The 16,633-nt window shown below is 71.8% G+C and carries 15 protein-coding genes; 5 read left to right on the forward strand and 10 right to left on the reverse strand.

The window, feature by feature from the left end; genetic code table 11:
• Nucleotides 1–9: 9 nt before the first annotated feature.
• The gene (gene arsB / locus H7X46_RS03250) at nucleotides 10–1,107 is read right to left on the reverse strand and encodes an ACR3 family arsenite efflux transporter (protein ID WP_186357980.1); all 1,098 of its coding nucleotides are present in this window, start codon (nucleotides 1,105–1,107) and stop codon (nucleotides 10–12) included.
• On the reverse strand, nucleotides 1,104–1,481 hold the full coding sequence (locus H7X46_RS03255; protein WP_186357981.1) for a helix-turn-helix transcriptional regulator: 378 nt from the start codon (nucleotides 1,479–1,481) through the stop codon (nucleotides 1,104–1,106). Before H7X46_RS03255 ends, arsB begins: the two co-directional genes overlap by 4 nt.
• Nucleotides 1,482–1,558: 77 nt before the next feature.
• Between H7X46_RS03255 and H7X46_RS03260 the strand changes: the two genes are divergently transcribed.
• Complete coding sequence (locus tag H7X46_RS03260; RefSeq protein WP_186357982.1) at nucleotides 1,559–2,005, forward strand: ArsI/CadI family heavy metal resistance metalloenzyme; 447 nt, start codon at nucleotides 1,559–1,561, stop codon at nucleotides 2,003–2,005.
• Nucleotides 2,006–2,011: 6 nt separating this feature from the next.
• Here H7X46_RS03260 and H7X46_RS03265 read toward each other — a convergent pair whose 3' ends face one another.
• Nucleotides 2,012–3,220, reverse strand: a complete 1,209-nt coding sequence (locus H7X46_RS03265) for a cation diffusion facilitator family transporter (RefSeq protein ID WP_370588583.1) — start codon at nucleotides 3,218–3,220, stop codon at nucleotides 2,012–2,014.
• 86 nt (nucleotides 3,221–3,306) lie between these two features.
• Here H7X46_RS03265 and H7X46_RS03270 point away from each other — a divergent pair, with 86 nt between their 5' ends.
• Entirely contained in the window at nucleotides 3,307–3,621 is a 315-nt protein-coding gene (locus H7X46_RS03270; protein WP_370588584.1) for an ArsR/SmtB family transcription factor, read from the forward strand.
• Between the two features lie 59 nt (nucleotides 3,622–3,680).
• On the opposite strand, the gene chrA is transcribed toward H7X46_RS03270, so the two are convergent.
• The 4 genes from chrA to H7X46_RS03290 form a co-directional block, all read right to left on the reverse strand.
• Complete coding sequence (gene chrA, locus H7X46_RS03275; protein WP_186357984.1) at nucleotides 3,681–5,120, reverse strand: chromate efflux transporter; 1,440 nt, start codon at nucleotides 5,118–5,120, stop codon at nucleotides 3,681–3,683.
• Nucleotides 5,117–5,581 carry a chromate resistance protein ChrB domain-containing protein gene (locus H7X46_RS03280; RefSeq protein ID WP_186357985.1) on the reverse strand — a complete coding sequence of 155 codons (465 nt, stop codon included), beginning with the start codon at nucleotides 5,579–5,581 and terminating at the stop codon, nucleotides 5,117–5,119. The genes chrA and H7X46_RS03280 overlap by 4 nt, the downstream gene beginning before the upstream one ends.
• Nucleotides 5,578–6,072 carry a Chromate resistance protein ChrB gene (locus H7X46_RS03285; RefSeq protein WP_186357986.1) on the reverse strand — a complete coding sequence of 165 codons (495 nt, stop codon included), beginning with the start codon at nucleotides 6,070–6,072 and terminating at the stop codon, nucleotides 5,578–5,580. Before H7X46_RS03285 ends, H7X46_RS03280 begins: the two co-directional genes overlap by 4 nt.
• A gap of 118 nt (nucleotides 6,073–6,190) precedes the next feature.
• A complete protein-coding gene (locus H7X46_RS03290) occupies nucleotides 6,191–7,828 on the reverse strand; it encodes a cytosine permease (RefSeq protein ID WP_186357987.1) in 1,638 nt (545 codons plus the stop codon).
• A 550-nt stretch (nucleotides 7,829–8,378) separates the two neighbouring features.
• Here H7X46_RS03290 and H7X46_RS03295 point away from each other — a divergent pair.
• Together H7X46_RS03295 and H7X46_RS03300 are read left to right on the forward strand one after the other, a co-directional pair.
• A complete protein-coding gene (locus H7X46_RS03295) occupies nucleotides 8,379–9,566 on the forward strand; it encodes a transporter substrate-binding protein (RefSeq protein WP_186357988.1) in 1,188 nt (395 codons plus the stop codon).
• Nucleotides 9,563–11,182: a helix-turn-helix domain-containing protein gene (locus H7X46_RS03300; RefSeq protein ID WP_186357989.1), complete on the forward strand. Its 1,620-nt coding sequence runs from the start codon at nucleotides 9,563–9,565 to the stop codon at nucleotides 11,180–11,182. The genes H7X46_RS03295 and H7X46_RS03300 overlap by 4 nt, the downstream gene beginning before the upstream one ends.
• A 68-nt stretch (nucleotides 11,183–11,250) precedes the next feature.
• Here the strand turns inward: H7X46_RS03300 and H7X46_RS03305 are convergent, their stop codons facing one another.
• Both H7X46_RS03305 and H7X46_RS03310 read right to left on the reverse strand, forming a co-directional pair.
• Nucleotides 11,251–13,263 (reverse strand): hydantoinase B/oxoprolinase family protein, encoded by a 2,013-nt coding sequence (locus H7X46_RS03305; protein WP_186357990.1) that lies wholly within the window; start codon nucleotides 13,261–13,263, stop codon nucleotides 11,251–11,253.
• 24 nt (nucleotides 13,264–13,287) lie between these two features.
• The gene (locus tag H7X46_RS03310; RefSeq protein WP_370588585.1) at nucleotides 13,288–15,309 is read right to left on the reverse strand and encodes a hydantoinase/oxoprolinase family protein; all 2,022 of its coding nucleotides are present in this window, start codon (nucleotides 15,307–15,309) and stop codon (nucleotides 13,288–13,290) included.
• 235 nt (nucleotides 15,310–15,544) lie between these two features.
• Between H7X46_RS03310 and H7X46_RS03315 the strand changes: the two genes are divergently transcribed.
• A complete protein-coding gene (locus H7X46_RS03315) occupies nucleotides 15,545–16,174 on the forward strand; it encodes a histone-like nucleoid-structuring protein Lsr2 (protein ID WP_186357992.1) in 630 nt (209 codons plus the stop codon).
• A 9-nt stretch (nucleotides 16,175–16,183) separates the two neighbouring features.
• Here the strand turns inward: H7X46_RS03315 and H7X46_RS03320 are convergent, their stop codons facing one another.
• Nucleotides 16,184–16,618 (reverse strand): VOC family protein, encoded by a 435-nt coding sequence (locus H7X46_RS03320; protein WP_186357993.1) that lies wholly within the window; start codon nucleotides 16,616–16,618, stop codon nucleotides 16,184–16,186.
• Nucleotides 16,619–16,633: the final 15 nt, after the last annotated feature.

Here is a 16,633-nt window from a genome sequence, read left to right on the forward strand (position 1 = left end):
TCCTTCGGGTCAGGCAGGGGGACGGGCGCCGGTGGGGTCCGGCTGCGGGGCCCCGAACAGGCGTCGGCGCAGCCATAGGGAGACGTAGACCAGGGCGACCAGGACGGGCACCTCGATCAGCGGCCCGACGACACCGGCGAGGGCCTGCCCCGAGGTGACGCCGAAGGTGCCGATGGCGACCGCGATCGCGAGCTCGAAGTTGTTGCCCGCGGCGGTGAACGCCAGCGTGGTGGTGCGTCGGTAGCCCAGCCCGACGGCCCGCCCGAGGGCGTAGGACCCGGCCCACATCAGCGCGAAGTAGACCAGCAGCGGCAGCGCGATCCGCGCGACGTCCAGCGGGTTGCCCGTGATCTGGCGGCCCTGCAGGGCGAACAGCAGCACGATGGTGAACAGCAGCCCGTAGAGCGCCAGCGGGCCCACGCGCGGCAGGAACGTCTCCTCGTACCAGGTGCGGCCCTTCGCCCGTTCCCCGAGGCGACGGGACAGGTAGCCGGCCAGCAGCGGGATCCCGAGGAAGACGAGCACCGACTTCACGATGTCCCACGTCGACACGTTCAGGTCGGCGACCGGCAGGCCGAGCCAGCCGGGCAGGACCTGCAGGTAGAACCAGCCCAGGGCACCGAACGCGATCACCTGGAAGATCGAGTTCAGGGCGACGAGCACGGCCGCGGCCTCCCGGTCCCCGCAGGCCAGGTCGTTCCAGATGATGACCATGGCGATGCAGCGGGCCAGTCCGACGATGATCAGACCGGTGCGGTACTCGGGCAGGTCGGGCAGGAGCAGCCATGCCAGGGCGAACATGACCGCCGGGCCCAGGACCCAGTTCAAGAGCAGCGAGGACACGAGCAGGCGCCGATCGCCGGTGACCGTGTCGAGACGGTCGTAGCGGACCTTGGCCAGCACCGGGTACATCATCACCAGCAGCCCGACCGCGATCGGGAGCGAGACGCCGTCGACGGCCAGCGTGTCCAGGGCCGGGGCCAGCCCGGGGATCAGCCGCCCCAGCAGCAGCCCACCGGCCATGGCCGCGATGATCCAGACGGGCAGGAACCGGTCGAGCGTGGACAGCTTCGCGACGACGGCCGGAGAGTCGGTCTGCACGCTCACGCCTCCACCGCCGGGGCCTCGTCGGGGACCAGGACCGCGGACAGCCGGCCCAGCGCCTCCGGGTGGACCCGGTAGTAGATCCACGTGCCGCGGCGCTCACCGGAGATCAGCCCGGCCTCGCGCAGGACCTTCAGGTGGTGGCTGATCGTCGGCCCGGACAGGTCGAACACGCCGGTCAGGTCGCAGACACACGCCTCGCCCCCGGCGTGCGACGCGATCAGCGACAGCAGCCGCAGCCGTACCGGGTCGCCCATCGCCTTGAACAGCCGCGCCAGCTCCACCGACCGTTCCGCCGACAACGGCTCGCGGACCAGCGGCGAGCAGCAGCCGACCGCGTCCGTGAGCGCGGCGAGCATCCGCTCCTGATTCGACATGCATCTACCTTGACAGGTGTCTAATCCATGCGCAAACCTCTGTATCGACAGTCATCTAAACAAGGAGTGTGGGTGCCATGTCCCGAGTCCAGCTCGCCCTGCGCGTGTCCGACCTCGAGGCCTCGATCGCGTTCTACGGGTCGCTGTTCGGGGTGGAGCCGGCCAAGCGCCGTCCCGGCTACGCCAACTTCGCGATCGCCGAGCCGCCGCTGAAGCTGGTCCTGATCGAGGGGGAGCCCGACCGGCCCACCGTGCTGGACCACCTCGGCGTCGAGGTCGAGACCACGGAGGACGTCGAGAAGGCCACCGAGCGCCTGTCCGCGCTCGGCCTGTTCACCCAGGTCGAAGCCGACACCACCTGCTGCTACGCGCTGCAGGACAAGGTCTGGGTGCACGGCCCCGGCGCCGAGCCGTGGGAGGTCTACACCGTCAAGGCCGACGCTCCCGAGGCGACATCGGTCCATCCGGTGGGCACCGCGCCGACCGCGGCCGGGCCGTGCGTGTGCGGGACACCGCAGGGGTAGCCGGGCTCACGGGGCGACGCGCGGGCGGTGGTGGCGCAGCTCGTCGTGGTGGGCGGCGCCCTCCGGACCGTCCGGGCTCACGTGCACGGTGGCCCCGGCGAGTTTCGGGATCGCGTGGAGCAGGCGGTGGTGCGCGTCGCCGGCGATCGCGTGGGCGTCGACCACGCTGTGCCCACGGTCGACGACGAGACCGGTCTCGGCGTGCAGTCGGTGCCCGATCCAGCGGAGCCGGACCGCCTCGACGTCCAGCACGCCGGGGACCGCGCGCAGGGTGCGGTCGGCCGTGTCCACGAGCGCCGGGTCCACGGCATCCATGAGGCGCCGGTAGACGTCGACCAGGGCACCCCGCAGCACGACGAGGATCGCGATCGTGATCAGGATGCCGACGAGCGGGTCGGCCAGCGGGAAGCCGGCCATGACCCCGAGGGCGCCCAGCACGACGGCCAGCGAGGTGAACCCGTCGGTCCGGGCGTGCAGGCCGTCGGCGACCAGCGCCGCCGAGCCGATGCGGCGGCCGACCCGGATGCGGTAGACCGCCACCGCCTCGTTGCCCACGAAACCGACCACGCCGGCCGCGACCAGAACGCCCAGGTTCTCCAGCGGCCGGGGATCGGCCAGCCGGCGGAGCGACTCGTAGCCGGCGACGACCGCGGACAGCGCGATCATCGCGACGATGAAGATCCCGGCCAGGTCCTCGGCCCGCCCGTAGCCGTAGGTGTAGCGCCGGGTCGGTGCGCGGGCGGCGAGCGCGAACGCGATCCAGAGCGGTACGGCCGTCAGCGCGTCCGAGAAGTTGTGGATCGTGTCGGCGAGGAGGCCGACGGACCCGGTGACCGTCACGACGGCGAGCTGGACCGCGGTCGTCGCCAGCAGCACGACCAAGCTGATCTTGACGGCCCGGATGCCGTCCGCATCGGCCTCCAGCGCGTCGTCGACGGAGTCGGCGGCGTCGTGGCTGTGCGGGCGGAACACCGACGCGATCGCAGTCCGGACACCGGCGGCGCGGCCGTGGCCGCCGTGTCCGTGCCCGTGGCCGTGCGCGTGACCGTGACCGTGCCCGTGCCCGTGCCCGTGCCCGTGCGCGTGACCCGGGCCGTGCCCGCCGTGCCCGGGGCGGCCCGGCGCGGAGGGTGCCGGAGCGTGCGGGTGATCGGGCACCGGGCGGCCGTGCGGCGTCGAGGGCGGGCCGGTCTCCGGGGTCGTCGGGTCGCTCACCCTTGCGAGGATGCCCAGCGCAGCGACATCATGCAACCATGCGCGCGCACATTGAAATGGCTTCTGCGGAGACCGTGCAGGAGCCGGTGACTCGCGATCACCTGACCCGCACGGCGGAGATCCTGCGCCATCTCGCCGACCCGACCCGCCTGCACCTGCTCCGGCTCCTCGTGGCGGGCCCGCGCGACGTCAGCGAGCTCACCGCGCAGGTCGAGGCCTCGCGGTCGTCGGTCTCCCAGCACCTCGGGCGGTTGCGGCTGGCCGGCCTGGTCCGGGCCGGCCGGGACGGCCGGCGCATGGTCTACACCCTGACCAGCGACCACCTGGCGGCGCTCGTCGCGGAGGCGTTCCAGTTCGCGGCGCACGATCTGTACGAGATCCCGCATCACCGGCGATGCTGACGACCGCCGCCGGCTCCACTGGAGCACCGCTCCGCCCCGCCGGCGGGCCGGCCCGATGCTCAGGCGACGGGCAGGCCGGCCACACCGGCGGCGAGCCCGAGGGCCGCGCACACCCCGAGGACCCGCAGGACCGGCCAGCGGGCGGCGAACACCAGCAGCGCGCCGACGACGACGAGCGCGAGCGTCACCGGGCGCAGGGTCGTCAGGTCCGGAAGGTGCAGTGTGAGCGGCCCGTCGTCGACGGTGACCGTGCGGGCGAACAGGGTGGACGTCGCGAAGTAGACGGCCAGGTTCGCGATCACACCGACGACGGCGGCGGTGATGCCGGTCAGCGCTCCCGTGAGTGCCCGGTTGTCGCGGACGCGCTCGATGTAGGGCGCGCCGAGGAAGATGAACAGGAAGCTGGGGACGAACGTGACCCACGCGACCAGCAGCGAGGCGACCACCCCCGCGGTCCAGGGGGAGAGGGGGCCCGGGTCGGCGTACGCCCCGAGGAACGCGACGAACTGCACGACGATGATCAAGGGTCCGGGGGTGGTCTCGGCCAGCGCCAGGCCGCGGACCATGTCCCCGGCGGTGAGCCAGCCGAACGCCTGGACGGCCTGCTGGGCGACGAAGGCGAGCACCGCGTACGCGCCTCCGAAGGTAACCAGTGCGGTCCCGGCGAAGAACAGCCCTTGCGCCGTGTAGACGCTCGCCACCCCGGTGGTGAGGGCTGCCACCGCGACCGGGAGGAGCCACACGACGAGGCCGAGCACGAGCGTGCGCAGCGTCCGCCGGCCCGAGGGTGCCTCGTGGTGGAGTGCCTCGTCGGCGATCAACGGCGCCGGCCCGTCGTCGGTGTCGGAAGGGCGGGAACGGGTCAGCGCGGGGATCCGGCGGGCGGCGAGCCACCCGATCACGGCGGCGACGGCGACGACGACCGGGAACGGGACGCCGAAGACCGCCAGCGCGAGGAACGCGGCCACGGACAGGCCGACGAGCAGGGGGTGGGTGAACGCGCGCGCTGCGATCCGGGTGACCGCCTGAACCACGATGCCGACCACGGCGGCGCCGAGGCCGGCGAACACCGCCGAGACCACGGTCGTGTCCCCGAGCCCGACGTAGACCGCCGACAGCACGAGCAGGGCGACCAGCCCGGGGAGCACGAACAGCACCCCGGCGGCCACGCCACCGCGGAACCCGTTGAGCAACCACCCGACGTAGATGGCCAGCTGGTGGGCTTCGGGCCCGGGCAGCAGCATGCAGTAGTTCAGGGCGTGCTGGAACCGGCGTTGCCCGATCCAGCGGCGCTCGTCGACCAGCGCACGCTGCATGACCGCGATCTGTCCGGCCGGTCCGCCGAAGGTCTGCAGGGAGATGCCGAACCAGGCGCGCACCGCGGTGCGGAACGGGATCACGTCACCGTCGCGCGCCGGCGACGCCCCGTGCCCTGCGTGCGCGTCGGGGTCCGCACCGGCCCGTTCGGACGGCCGGCGGGCACGGTCGTCGGGGGTCATCCTCGTCCTCCGTCCGGGTCGGCCGGGGTGGTGCCGAGCAGGGTGGCCCGGCGGTAGTACTCGTAGAGTCCGTCGAAGAGCGGGCCGGTGACGGCGAGGACCTGATCGTCGTCGAGGGTCATCGACAGCCCCCGCAGGACCGTGTCCAGCCCGGCGGCGTCGGGGGCGTCGAAGCGGTCGTCCTCCAGGTCGGCCTCGTGGACGGCCTCCCCGATCTTCCACAGCACCGGATCGGCCAGCTCGTAGTGGCGGAGGATCGTCTCGAACGTGCAGTCCTCACCCTGGGCGTGGTGCTGGTGTCCGAGTGGCACGCCCCGCATGTCGAACGGGGTGGCGTCCTCGGGGACGTCGCGGGGGTCGGTGACGAAGACGAACTCGGCGTCGCGGTCGACCAGACGGCGGATCAGCCACGCCGACGCCGCACGGTCGATGTGCACCCCGGCCCGGGTCGCCCACCTCATGCGGGCTCCCGGCCGGGCGTTCCGGCCAGGGCCGCGAGCTCGCGCAGCGCCGAGCGGGCCTCCGCTCGCTCCGGTGGGGGGAAGTGGTCCCGGCGCTCGATCCGGCGCTGCTCGGCCCGCAGCCGGCGCAACGCCGCCCGGACGCCGCCCGGGTCCGTGCCGGCGCCGGCCTCCCGTGCCCGGTCCCGCAGCTGCCGGTACTCCCCGGCCCGGGCCTCGGCCATCTCCACCACCATCCGTCGCTCCTGCGCCCGCGACATCGGACGCGCCCGCCACACGCTCGCGGTCCCGCCGGCCTGTTCGACCTCCTCGGCCACCCACTCCAGCTGCTCCTGGGTGCGCGCGTCCGCGGGCAGTGCGATCAACCCGTCGCCGAGCTGCGCCACGCCGAGCCGCTTCAGCCGGCGCCAGATCGCGATCCGCGGCGTCGACGGCTCCCGGGGGACGCGGTAGAGCAACAGCACCCACTCGACACCCGCCGGCCCCGCCACGGAGGGACTGTAACCACGGTTGCACTGAACGGGCAAGGTGCCGTCGCCGGGCACGCCGCGGACCCGGCCGCACGGGCGGTGCGGCCGGGTCCGGGGCGGGATGGGACGGCTCGGTCGGTCAGGAGTCGACGGTGGTGGCCGACCGCTCGTGCGGCCGCGGCACGGCCCGGGCCTCGTCGCGCGCCGCCGCGAGGAACGCGCGGTGGTTCGACGCGCAGGCGAGGCAGATCGGCTGGTGCCCGTTCGCCGGGTCGCGGTCCATCTCGTAGGCGACGTAGGCCCGCGAGCAGTGGAAGCAGCGGATCCGGCTCTCCCAGTGGTCATCGACCTCGTCACGCGGGTCGTGCGGCCGGGCGAGGGTGAACCAGCTCGGCCGGGCGAAGGTCAGCGACAGCCCGTAGCAGGCGACGGCGACGGCGAACGTGATCGGCGGGGCCCAGGTGCCGCCGAACTCGCCGCCGGCCGCCAGCAGGGCGATCCCGACGACCGAGGAGAGCACCCATGCGGTCATCCCGCCGGGGTTGACGAGCGGGACCCGGCCGGGCCGGAACTCGACGCTGTCCGGGCGGATCCGGCGCGCCTTGGACCAGAGGATGTGCGTGAGCACGATGGCCACCCAGGCGACGATCACGACGCCCTGGAACTGCAGGGCCTGCAGCAGGTAGGACAGCACGTTCGTGAGCATCATCAGGTAGACGACGACGGCCACCACGGCGAGCCAGAACGTGCGCGGCAGCACCAGGCGGAAGGCGCGGGCGAAGAAGTTCTGGTAGTTCGACGACGCGAGGTAGAAGTTCGCCGTGTTGATCCTGGTCTGGCTGACGAAGATCCAGAACATGCCCCAGAAACCCATCAGCGCGACCACGCCCAGGATCGCCGTCTCCTCGGACAGGGCACCCGGGATCGGGATCAGGCTGACGATCAGGATGCCGACCGCGGCGTTCACCAGCAGGGTGATGACGTAGAACGGGACCCCGAAGGTGACCCGGCCGTTGAACCCGGCGTCCTCGTTGCGGCCGAACCGGGCGTAGTCCCAGGTCATCATGACCACCACCCAGACGCCCATGTAGACGGTGAACGCGAACCAGGACCCGGAGAGGCTGAACCCGTCGGTCCCGGGCGGGGTGAAGAACAGCCAGTCGTTGCTGTAGCCGTACTTCGCGATCGCCCACACCACCGAGCCGACGAGGCCGAGCAGGTAGAACGGCAGGAGCAGCCCGTTGACCTTGTCCAGCCAGGTCCGGACACCCTTGATGACGAGCGGCGCGTTGTACGCCACGACGATCAGGTACCAGATCTCCAGGGGTGGCCCGCCGAAGTAGGCGTGCAGGGCCACGGCGACGATCGATCCCTCCGCCACCGCGTAGTAGGTGATGGTGATCCCGAACAGGGCCGCGGCGAACGTGGCGCCGATCTGGCCGAACACCGACCGGGAGAACAGGGCGACGTTGGTCCCGCTCAGGTTCGCGTACCGGGAGGCCACGCTGTTGATCAGGCCGTAGACGACGACCGAGGCGCAGATCCCGACGAGCGTGTTGACGGTTCCGATCTTCAAGGTCAACGTGCTGCCGACGACGACCCAGAACATCGCGCTCATCAGCGCGAACCAGGCCATCGACAGCGACAGCCGCGAGCTCCGCCAGGACTTCGGCACGGCGTGCAGGGAGTAGTCCTCGGCGGCGGCCTGGGCCACGACGGCGGGGTCGTCGGAGTACGAGACGTCCAGTGGTGGGACCTGTCGGGCGACGTCGGTCATGCTGCGACTCCTGTCTGGGGGCTCGGTCGATGTCTCTGAATTGCCGGTGCGCGCCGGCGGAAAGGCAGGTGCGAGAAGGCGCCGCCCATTTCGGTCGGGATCGGCCGGACGATGGTGAAACCAGGAGAGAATTGCCCCGGGCCATTCGATGTGTCAACGGTCACACCGTAAAGTCTGGGTAGGTGTACAGGGCGGTGCGGGTCACCGGCGGCAGGCTGTGGGATCTCACACGAGCCGCTGCCGGGACCAGCTTCTGAATGACCCTACAAAGCCGGACGGCGCGCTGGTCGATCGTCCAACCGCGGGCCGCGTAGCGGTGCCGGGATTCCGGCGAATGCGTGGCGCTCACGCGATATGGCGGGTCTTGTGATCGGACTGACAGCCTGTCATCCTCGGTGGCACTAATCGAGAGGCAGGGGAGCTCGGCGGAGTCCGATCCGTCCGGTTCGATCGCGAAGTCCGGCGTGGTCGTCGTCGTGGCGGCACCGAGTAGAGGGCGGTCACCATGCAGGCACGACGGCGCCGGGACACGCATGGTGATCATGAATCGGTGCCCCTGTTGCTGCTCTTCTCGTCCACGGGTGGCCTGGCCGCCGTCGAGCAGTCGATCGCCCAGGGGGCCCTGCTGGCCGTGGACGAGGTCAACGCGGCCGGCGGGGTCGGCGGTCGCGAGCTGGTCGGCCTGCCCACCGACGTGGGGGCCCACCACGCCGCCGCACCGACCAGGATCAGCGGGCTGCTGGAGGAGTCCGGAGCCGTCGCGGCGGTCGGCGGGTACACCTCGTCGAGCCGGGTCGCGATGATTCCGGCGTTCCTCGGCGGCCGGGCGCTCCTGCTCTACAGCACGTATTTCGAAGGGCTCGAGTCCGAGCGGAACGTCTTCTACACGGGTGCGATCCCCAACCAGTTCCTGATCGACTACGTCGACTGGATCATCGAACGGATCGGACGCAAGATCTACGTCCTGGGTTCGGACTACGTCTATCCGCGTTCCCTCGGTGCGATCGTCCGCAAGGTCGTCCGCAGGCGCGGTGGTGAGGTGGTCGGTGGCCGCTACGTCCCGCTCGGTGCCACGAACTTCGACGCCGTGCTGCGGGAGATCGAGGCACTCGCGCCGGACGTGGTGTTCTCGAACCTGGTCGGCACCGATTCGACGTCGTCGTTCTACCGGGCGTTCGCGGCCGCCGGTCACTCGCCCGACACGCTCCCGATCGCGGCCACCGTCACGACCGAGTTCGACGTGGAGCAGATGGGCGCCGAACACGCCGCAGGCCACTACATGACCGCGACCTACTTCGGGTCGCTGCGCAACCCGGCCAACCGCCGGTACGTCACCGCGATGAGGCTCCGGTTCGGGGCCGAGACCGTCGTGCACGCACCCCAGGTCGGCGCCTACAACGCGGTGAGGTTGTTCGCGCTGGCCGCCGACCGCTGCGCCGGCGAGCTGACACCGGAGAACCTGCGCCAGGCGCTGACCGGTCTCACGTTCGACGGGAACCCGGAGGGAGAGGCGATCCGGATCCACCCGAACCACTACACCAGCCACGCGTCCTACGTCGGCTGCGCCCGTGCGGACGGCCAGTACGACATCGTGCACCGGTTCCCGTGCCGGCCGCCCGAGCCGTACCCGTCCATCCTGGTGCCGACGTCCAAGCGGCCGGCGGGGTTCCGGCGCGAACTCGGTGTCGTGGGCGACACCGTGGCCCGGGAATGCCGGCGGTCCGGGACAGCACGGTGATCACCGTTTCCGAGCTGGTCGCCGCCCGGCACCTCAAGCTGAGCGTGCGGGCGTGCCCGGACCGGCTCGGTGAGTGGATCAGACGGGTCCGGGCGGTCGACACGGTCGAGGCCGCCGGCACGCTCACCGGCGGCGAGCTGGTGCTCGCGACCGACCGGTGGAACCACGACCCGCCCGAGATCGACCGGTTCGTCTGCGCGCTGGCCCGCCGGCGGGCCAGCGCGCTGGTCGTGCCGGCGCCGCGGCAGAGCACCACCCCGGACGACGTGATCGGCGCCTGCGAGCGGTGGCGCCTGCCCCTGATCGAGTCACCGGCCGGGACGCAGTGGCAGGACGTCGCGGAGTGCGCGCTGATCCTGGGGATCGACCGGCGCCGGGCCGGCCTGATGCGCACGGTGGAGCGGCATCGCACGCTGCTCGCCGCCGTCGCACCGGAGGGCGAGTTCCGGCCGGTCCTCGACGCGCTGCACGACGAGTGCGCGAGCACGGTCTGGCTGCTGACCGCCGGTGGCGTGTTCACCGCGAGCGGGGCACGCCGGCCGTCGATCGCCGACGTGAGTGCCGTCGTCGGGCGGCGGGAGAGCCCGGAGTCGGGCGCCGAGATCGCGATCACCGGCGGCGACCGGGCCTGGGTGTTCCCGGTCGTCCCGGGCCCGGCCGGCCGGCGCGCGGAGGCGGTGATCTGTGTCGTCACCGACGAGGAACCGTCGACGGAGCTGAGGCTCGCCGTCGACCAGGCGCGTGACTTCCTGGCCGCGGCGCTGGCCGTCACCGCGCGCCGGCGCGGCGAGCGGGTCGCGACGGCGACCGAGTTCCTGGCCAGGCTGAGCGCTCCGGACGCGGCCCCGGACGAGATCGCGGCCTGGTCGCGGGCGCTCGGGGTGGAGCTCCGCGGGCACGTGGTGTGCGTGACCGCGCAGGTTCCGGCGGCCGACCGGCACGTCATCGACCACCTCGTGGTGGCGCTCGACCAGTTCGCGGCGGCGGTCGGCTCGCCGGCGGTCGTCGCCGCCGGCCCGGACGAGGCGAGCGCGTTCGTCTTCCACCGGTCCGCCGACGACGCCGTCGAGCGCGCGCTGGCCGAGCTCGCCGTGCTGCTCGAACCGGACCTCGCGCGGACCGGTGCCGTGCTGGGGACCAGCTCGGCGATCACCGAGGACGCGGCGGGGGTCTACGGGACCCTGCTCGAGGCCCGGCAGGTGTGCCGGTTCAACCGGCTGCACGACCCCGAGGCCGACGACGAGACGACCACCGGCGGCCCGCCGCTGGCGGCGATGCTGCTCGCCGACGACATGCGGGCGAGCCGGTCGCTGGAGTCGGCGATGCTCGCCCCGCTGCTGGCCTACGACCAGAAGCACGACTCGGAGCTCGTCCGGACCCTCGACGTGTTCCTGTCGTCCGCGGGGCAGTGGGCGACCTGCGCGAGCGCGCTGGGGATCCACGTCAACACCGTCCGTTACCGGCTGGGCCGGATCGAGAAGCTGACCGGCCGCAGCATCACCTCGATGGCCGACCGGGTGGACTTCTACCTGGCGCTGCGGACCCGGGAGAAACGGGTCGCCGACCGGTCCGATGCGCGGCGCCCGGTGGCCCGCGCGATCCGCGCGGTGCGCTGACGCTCAGTGCGCCGGCCGGCCCCGCGCGCGGCCCGGACCACGGGCCGCGCGCGGGGCAGTCGCACCGATCAGTGACCGGGGTCCCGGGCCCCGGCTGGGAGGCCGGACTCCCAGAACGGGGCCATCCGCCGCAGCAGCATGCCGCGGAACTGCTCGGTGGTGGTCGCGAGCAGCTCGCCGCTGCCCCAGTCGAGGATCACCCCGTACTGCCGGATGGAGTCCAGCTCGTCGATCTCCCCGGCCCGGTATCGGGCGGCGACCTCCTCCGGGTCGCAGGCCAGCCAGCCGGCCCGGTGCCGGCGGATGTGCTCGCGGGTGGTCGCGGTCGCCTCGAGGTCGGCCTCGTACTCGCAGATCTCCGCGTCGACCTCGGTCACCACGACGCCGTAGTCCTTCGCGGCGCGCTCGACGGTGACGTAGCCGTCGATGACGTCCTCGACGACCTGCTGCACCGGGCGCAGGAGCGGGTCGCCCATGCCACCGCCGCCCGCGGAGGGCCGGGTGAACACGTCACCGGGTTCGATCGGCTCGCCGGAGAAGATCGAGCCCAGGTAGCGCTGCTTGTCGGTGCCCTTGTTGAGCCACACCCCGTGCGGGATGGACGGCAGGCCGCCCCACAGCCCCCACGTGACCGACCGCTCGCGGTCGCAGCAGTAGGACATGACGGTGCGGGTGGCGGCGTAGAGCGTGCCGCCCTTCTCCGCACCGAGGCCGCCGCGCCACGTTCCGGGTCCGCCGGAGTCGGGGACCAGCTCGTGCCCCGTGGTGAGCACGGGTGCGAGGCGTTCCTGGCCCTCGAACGGCTGCGTGCCCAGCTGGACGCCGAACACCGGGCCGGTGGCGCCCCAGCCGTCGCGGCCGTTGCGCGCCCCCCAGCCGCCGACCATCCAGTCGTACCACATGAAGTAGGGCCGGTCCGGATGCCGCTCGTCGCGGCCGCCGACCAGCAGGTACTCCAGGTTGAACGTGCAGGCCATGGCGCGTTCCGGGAGGATCTTCGACCAGATCTCGAAGACCGAGTTCATGATCTTCTCGAAGGGGCCTGAGCAGAACCCGGCGCACGGGGTCGGCCAGACGGCGTTGACGACGCTGCCCTCGTCACCGAGGTCGACGGTGACCACGCGGTAGAACCCCGAGTTGAGCGGGATGTCCGGGAACTGCATCTTGGTGCCGGCCACGATCGCCGCGAACGAGCCCCCGAAGGTGGCGTTGAGCATCGTGGAGATCGACGGGTGCGAGCCGGACAGGTCGTAGTGCACGCTGTCGCCGTCGATCGTCATCTTGATCTTGACCGGGATCATGCCCTCGCCGAGCTGGGGATCCTGGTCGATGTAGTCCTCGGTCTCCCACACCCCGTCGGCCAGCGCGCCGACCCGGGTGCGGGTGACCTCCTCGACGTAGTCCTGGACCTCGGCGAACGCGGCCCGGATGACGTCCACGCCGTACTTGCGGCAGAGCCGCTGGATCTCGCGTTCGGCCAGCCGGGTGGCTTCCGCCTGGGCCTGCATGTCGCCGATGATGTCCCGGGGCGCCCGGGTGTTCTTGGCGATCAGCTGGGCCACGTCGGTGAGGAACCGGTCCTGGCTCCACACCCGGACCGGCGGGATCCGCAGGCCCTCCGCGCAGTGGTCCAGTGCGGTGACGTTGAACGAGCCGGGTACGGCGCCACCCACGTCGGCCCAGTGCCCGTTGGCCTGGGCGTAGCCGAGCAGCTCGCCCTCGAAGAAGATCGGCCGGACGACGCGGGTGTCGTTGAAGTGGGTGCCGCCGACGTAGACGTCGTTGACGACGAAGATGTCGCCGGGGTGGACGTCGTCGCCGAACTCGTTGATCACCGCCTTCGCGGTGTAGTGCAGGGTCCCGACGTGCGCGGCGATGTCGCCGGTGCCCTGCATGACGGTGTTCCCGTGCGGATCGCACAACGCGGACGAGAAGTCCCGCGAGTAGATGACGAACGAGTAGCAGGTCCGGAAGATCTGCTCGGCCATCTGGTCGACGGTGTTGACGAACGCGTTCTTGAGGACCTCGAAGGTCACCGGGTCGAGCGTGTAGCTCGGCTTCTTCTCGGCGGTCTGTGTCATGACTACGCTCCCGCTGGTCGTCGGTCAGGCGGTCGGCCGGGTGAGGGTGATCTGGAGGTTGTGCCACTCGTCGACCCGGGCGCGGGTGCCGGGCGGTACCGCCGTGGTCGAGTCCAGCTGGCCGATGATGCACGGCCCGTCGAGGACCGTTCCCGGCTCCAGGTCGGACCGGTTGTAGATCGCGGTCCGGACGGCCTCGGTCTCGTCGACGAACAGCACCTGCCGGTGCGCGACCGGTTCCGGCCGGCACTCGGCCGGATCCTTGAGGGTGGCCGGGGCCAGATCCGGCTTGGGCGTCACGCCGATGGCCCGCACGGAGAGCCGGTAGATCTCGACCGGGGCGTCGGTGGAGGAGTAGTTGTGCTCCCGGCCGTGCTCGACGTGGAACCGCTCGACGACCGGTGCGAGGACGTCGAACGGGCGGTCGACCTCCACCGCGATGGCCCGCCACTGGCCCGCGTAGCGCATGTCGATGAACCACTGGAAGACCATGTCCTCCGGGTCGACCTTCTCGGCCGCGAGCCGGGCCCGTCCCTCCTCCTCCAGCTCCCGGAACGCGGTCGCGACCTCGGCCGCGTCGACGTCGTCGACCGGGGACAGGTACATCCGGGTCAGGTCGTGCTGGATGTCGACCAGCATGCAGCCCATGGCCGAGGTGACGCCCGGGTGCGGCGGGACGATCACCGCCGGGATGCCGAGGTTCCTGGCCAGGTCCGCGGCGTGCAGCGGGCCGGCACCGCCGAAGCCGACCAGTGCGAAGTCGCGGGGGTCGTGACCCCTGCGGATCGAGATCAGCCGGATCGCGTCGGCCATGTTCGAGTTGGCCACCCGCAGCACCGCCTGCGCGGTCTCCTCGACGTCCATGCCGAGCGGTTCGCCGAGCCGGGTCAGCGCCGCGACCGAGGCCGAGCGGTCCAGCTTCATCCCGCCGCCGACGAGCTCGTCACCGATGATGCCGAGCACCAGGTTGGCGTCGGTGTTCGTGGGGATCTGGTCGCCGCCGCCGTAGCAGGCCGGGCCGGGGTCCGATCCCGCCGACTGCGGGCCGTTGCGCAGCGCGCCGCCGTCGTCGAGCCAGGCGATCGAGCCGCCACCGGCGCCGATGGTCAGGACCTCGATGCTCGGGAAGCAGATCGGGTAGCCGTATTCGACGTACCAGTTCGTCGTGGTGTTCAGGACACCGCGATCGGTCAGTGACACGTCGGTGGAGGTGCCGCCCATGTCGAATCCGATGGAGTTCTCGAACCCGCACATCCGGGCGATGTGCCGGCTCGCGATCGCGCCGGCGGCGATCCCGGACGCGGCGAGCCGGGCCCCGAACCGCTCGGCCATCGACGGGGTCATCACCCCGCCGCCGGAATGCAGCAGCAGGACGTCGCCGTCGTAGCCGGCATCGCTGAGCCGGCCTTCCAGGGTGGAGGCGTACGGCTGGATGATCGGCGCCAGCGCGGCGTTCGCCACCGTGGTGGAGAACCGCTCGTACTCGAAGATCTCCGGCAGCACGTCGCTGGAGGTCGTGATGCTGACCCCGGGCAGCTCCTCGGTGAGGATCTCGGCCAGCCGCACCTCGTTCGCCGGGTTCGCGAACGAGTTCACCAGGCACACCGCGACCGCTTCCACCTGCCGCCTGCGCAGGATCCGCGCCACGTCGCGGGCCTGGTCCTCGTCCAGCGGGGTCACGACGTTGCCGGAGTAGTCGACCCGCTCGGACACGGTCAGCCGGTGCCGGCGGGCCACGTACGGCGGCGCCATCTCCTTGTAGGTGTCCCACAGGTCGTCCCGGTTCCCGCGCCGGATCTCGATGACGTCGCGGAAACCCTCGGTCGTCACGACCGCGATCCGCGGGAACCGGCGGGTGATCAACGCGTTCGTGGCGATCGTCGTCCCGTGCGAGAACAGCGCGACGTCCCGCCAGTCGACGTCCGCCGCCTCCATTCCCATGAGAACACCGTCGATCGGATTCTTCTGCGTGGGGACCTTCGCCGTCCTGATCGAACCACTGCCGTCGTCGACGAACACGTCGGTGAACGTCCCCCCGATGTCCACCGCAGTTCGAATTCTGCTGATTCCGCCGGTTGCTTGCGTCATCGACTCCTCCTGCGATTGAGTAGACCCGGAGACAGTCTGTGACGGGGGTTGTGATCCGCGCAATAAGAGAATGACACAACGGGAGGGGCGGTGTTGTTCCGATTCACAGGGCCCCTGCACCGCACCTGCCGCGCGGGTGACGGGGTGAGCCGGGCGTAGGGTCGTCGTGCCGCTCGTGAGGAGGTGCGCCGGGATGGAGCTGCAGATCGCCCGCAATCCCGACCCGGGCAGCTCGCTGCCGTTCCTGATGCGGGTCCCGCTGGACGAGGGCGTGCTCGTGTTCCGCACGAAGGGCACCTGGCCGCGGACCTCGGCCCTGTACTGCCATCCGGTCCCGCCCGACGAGTGGCCGGGCGACGCGGAGGTCGTCGAGCGGGTGGCGTTGCGCGCGTGCCGTCGCCGGGGCGCGGCGATCGACGTCATCGCCGACCGTGGACGCGAGCAGCGCTCCCAGGTCGTGTTCACCCGCGCCCGCGGCCGGGAGATGGTGTTCTGGCAGTCGCCCCGGACCCGCAAGCAGGCCCGCCCCGACGTGCGGGTCCCCACGGCACGCGCGGCCGGGGTCTCCGGGCTGGAGATCGTGGTGGACGCCCACGAGCGCTACCCGTACACCTTCGCCGACCAGCAGGTCTCCACGGTGCGGCGCGGGCTGCGGTGCGGGGACTACGCCGTCGTCGACGACACCGGCGCCGTGCTGGCCGCCGCGACCCCGGCCGAGATCCGCCGTTGGGCCAGGGCACGGGGGATCGAGGTGTCGGACCGCGGCCGGGTGTCCGGCGAGGTCGTGCAGGCCTTCAAGGACGCGCACCCGGCACCAGGGTGACGGTGTCTCTCAGCTGCCGCCGAAGTCGGGCAGGGTCAGCGAGCCGTCCTCGGCCAGCGTGAACCCGGGGTTGTGGGCGACCTCCCAGGGATGCCCGTCGGGGTCGGTGAAGACCCCGGAGTAGAAACCCAGGGCCGAGGTAGCCGCCGGCTTGGTCACCGTCCCGCCGGCCCGCTCGGCCGCGGCCAGCACCTCGTCGACCTCGCCGTCGGAGCGGACGTTGTGGGCGAGCGCGATCCCGCCGAACCCGCCGGCCCGCTCGTCGGGCAGGCCGCAGTCGGCGGCGAGCTTCCCGCGGTCCCACAGGACGAGCGCGAGCCCGCTGGCCTGGAAGAACACGGTCTCCTCGACCTCCTGGCCGCGCCATCCGAGCGCCTCGTAGAAGGTGCGGGCGCGGTGCAGGTCGGTGACGCCCAGGGTCACGAGGCTGATGCGCTGCTCCACGACCCGCATGCTAGG

Source organism: Pseudonocardia sp. C8 (assembly GCF_014267175.1).
Classification (GTDB): domain Bacteria; phylum Actinomycetota; class Actinomycetes; order Mycobacteriales; family Pseudonocardiaceae; genus Pseudonocardia.

Bases quoted from the DNA above. Each gene is read 5' to 3' on its own strand.
- H7X46_RS03290 (WP_186357987.1), bottom strand. From the start codon at position 7,828: ATGACCGACGTCGCCCGACAGGTCCCACCACTGGACGTCTCGTACTCC.
- H7X46_RS03315 (WP_186357992.1), top strand. From the start codon at position 15,545: ATGGAGCTGCAGATCGCCCGCAATCCCGACCCGGGCAGCTCGCTGCCG.
- H7X46_RS03255 (WP_186357981.1), bottom strand. From the start codon at position 1,481: ATGTCGAATCAGGAGCGGATGCTCGCCGCGCTCACGGACGCGGTCGGC.
- H7X46_RS03280 (WP_186357985.1), bottom strand. From the start codon at position 5,581: ATGAGGTGGGCGACCCGGGCCGGGGTGCACATCGACCGTGCGGCGTCG.
- chrA (WP_186357984.1), bottom strand. From the start codon at position 5,120: ATGACCCCCGACGACCGTGCCCGCCGGCCGTCCGAACGGGCCGGTGCG.
- H7X46_RS03260 (WP_186357982.1), top strand. From the start codon at position 1,559: ATGTCCCGAGTCCAGCTCGCCCTGCGCGTGTCCGACCTCGAGGCCTCG.
- H7X46_RS03305 (WP_186357990.1), bottom strand. From the start codon at position 13,263: ATGACACAGACCGCCGAGAAGAAGCCGAGCTACACGCTCGACCCGGTG.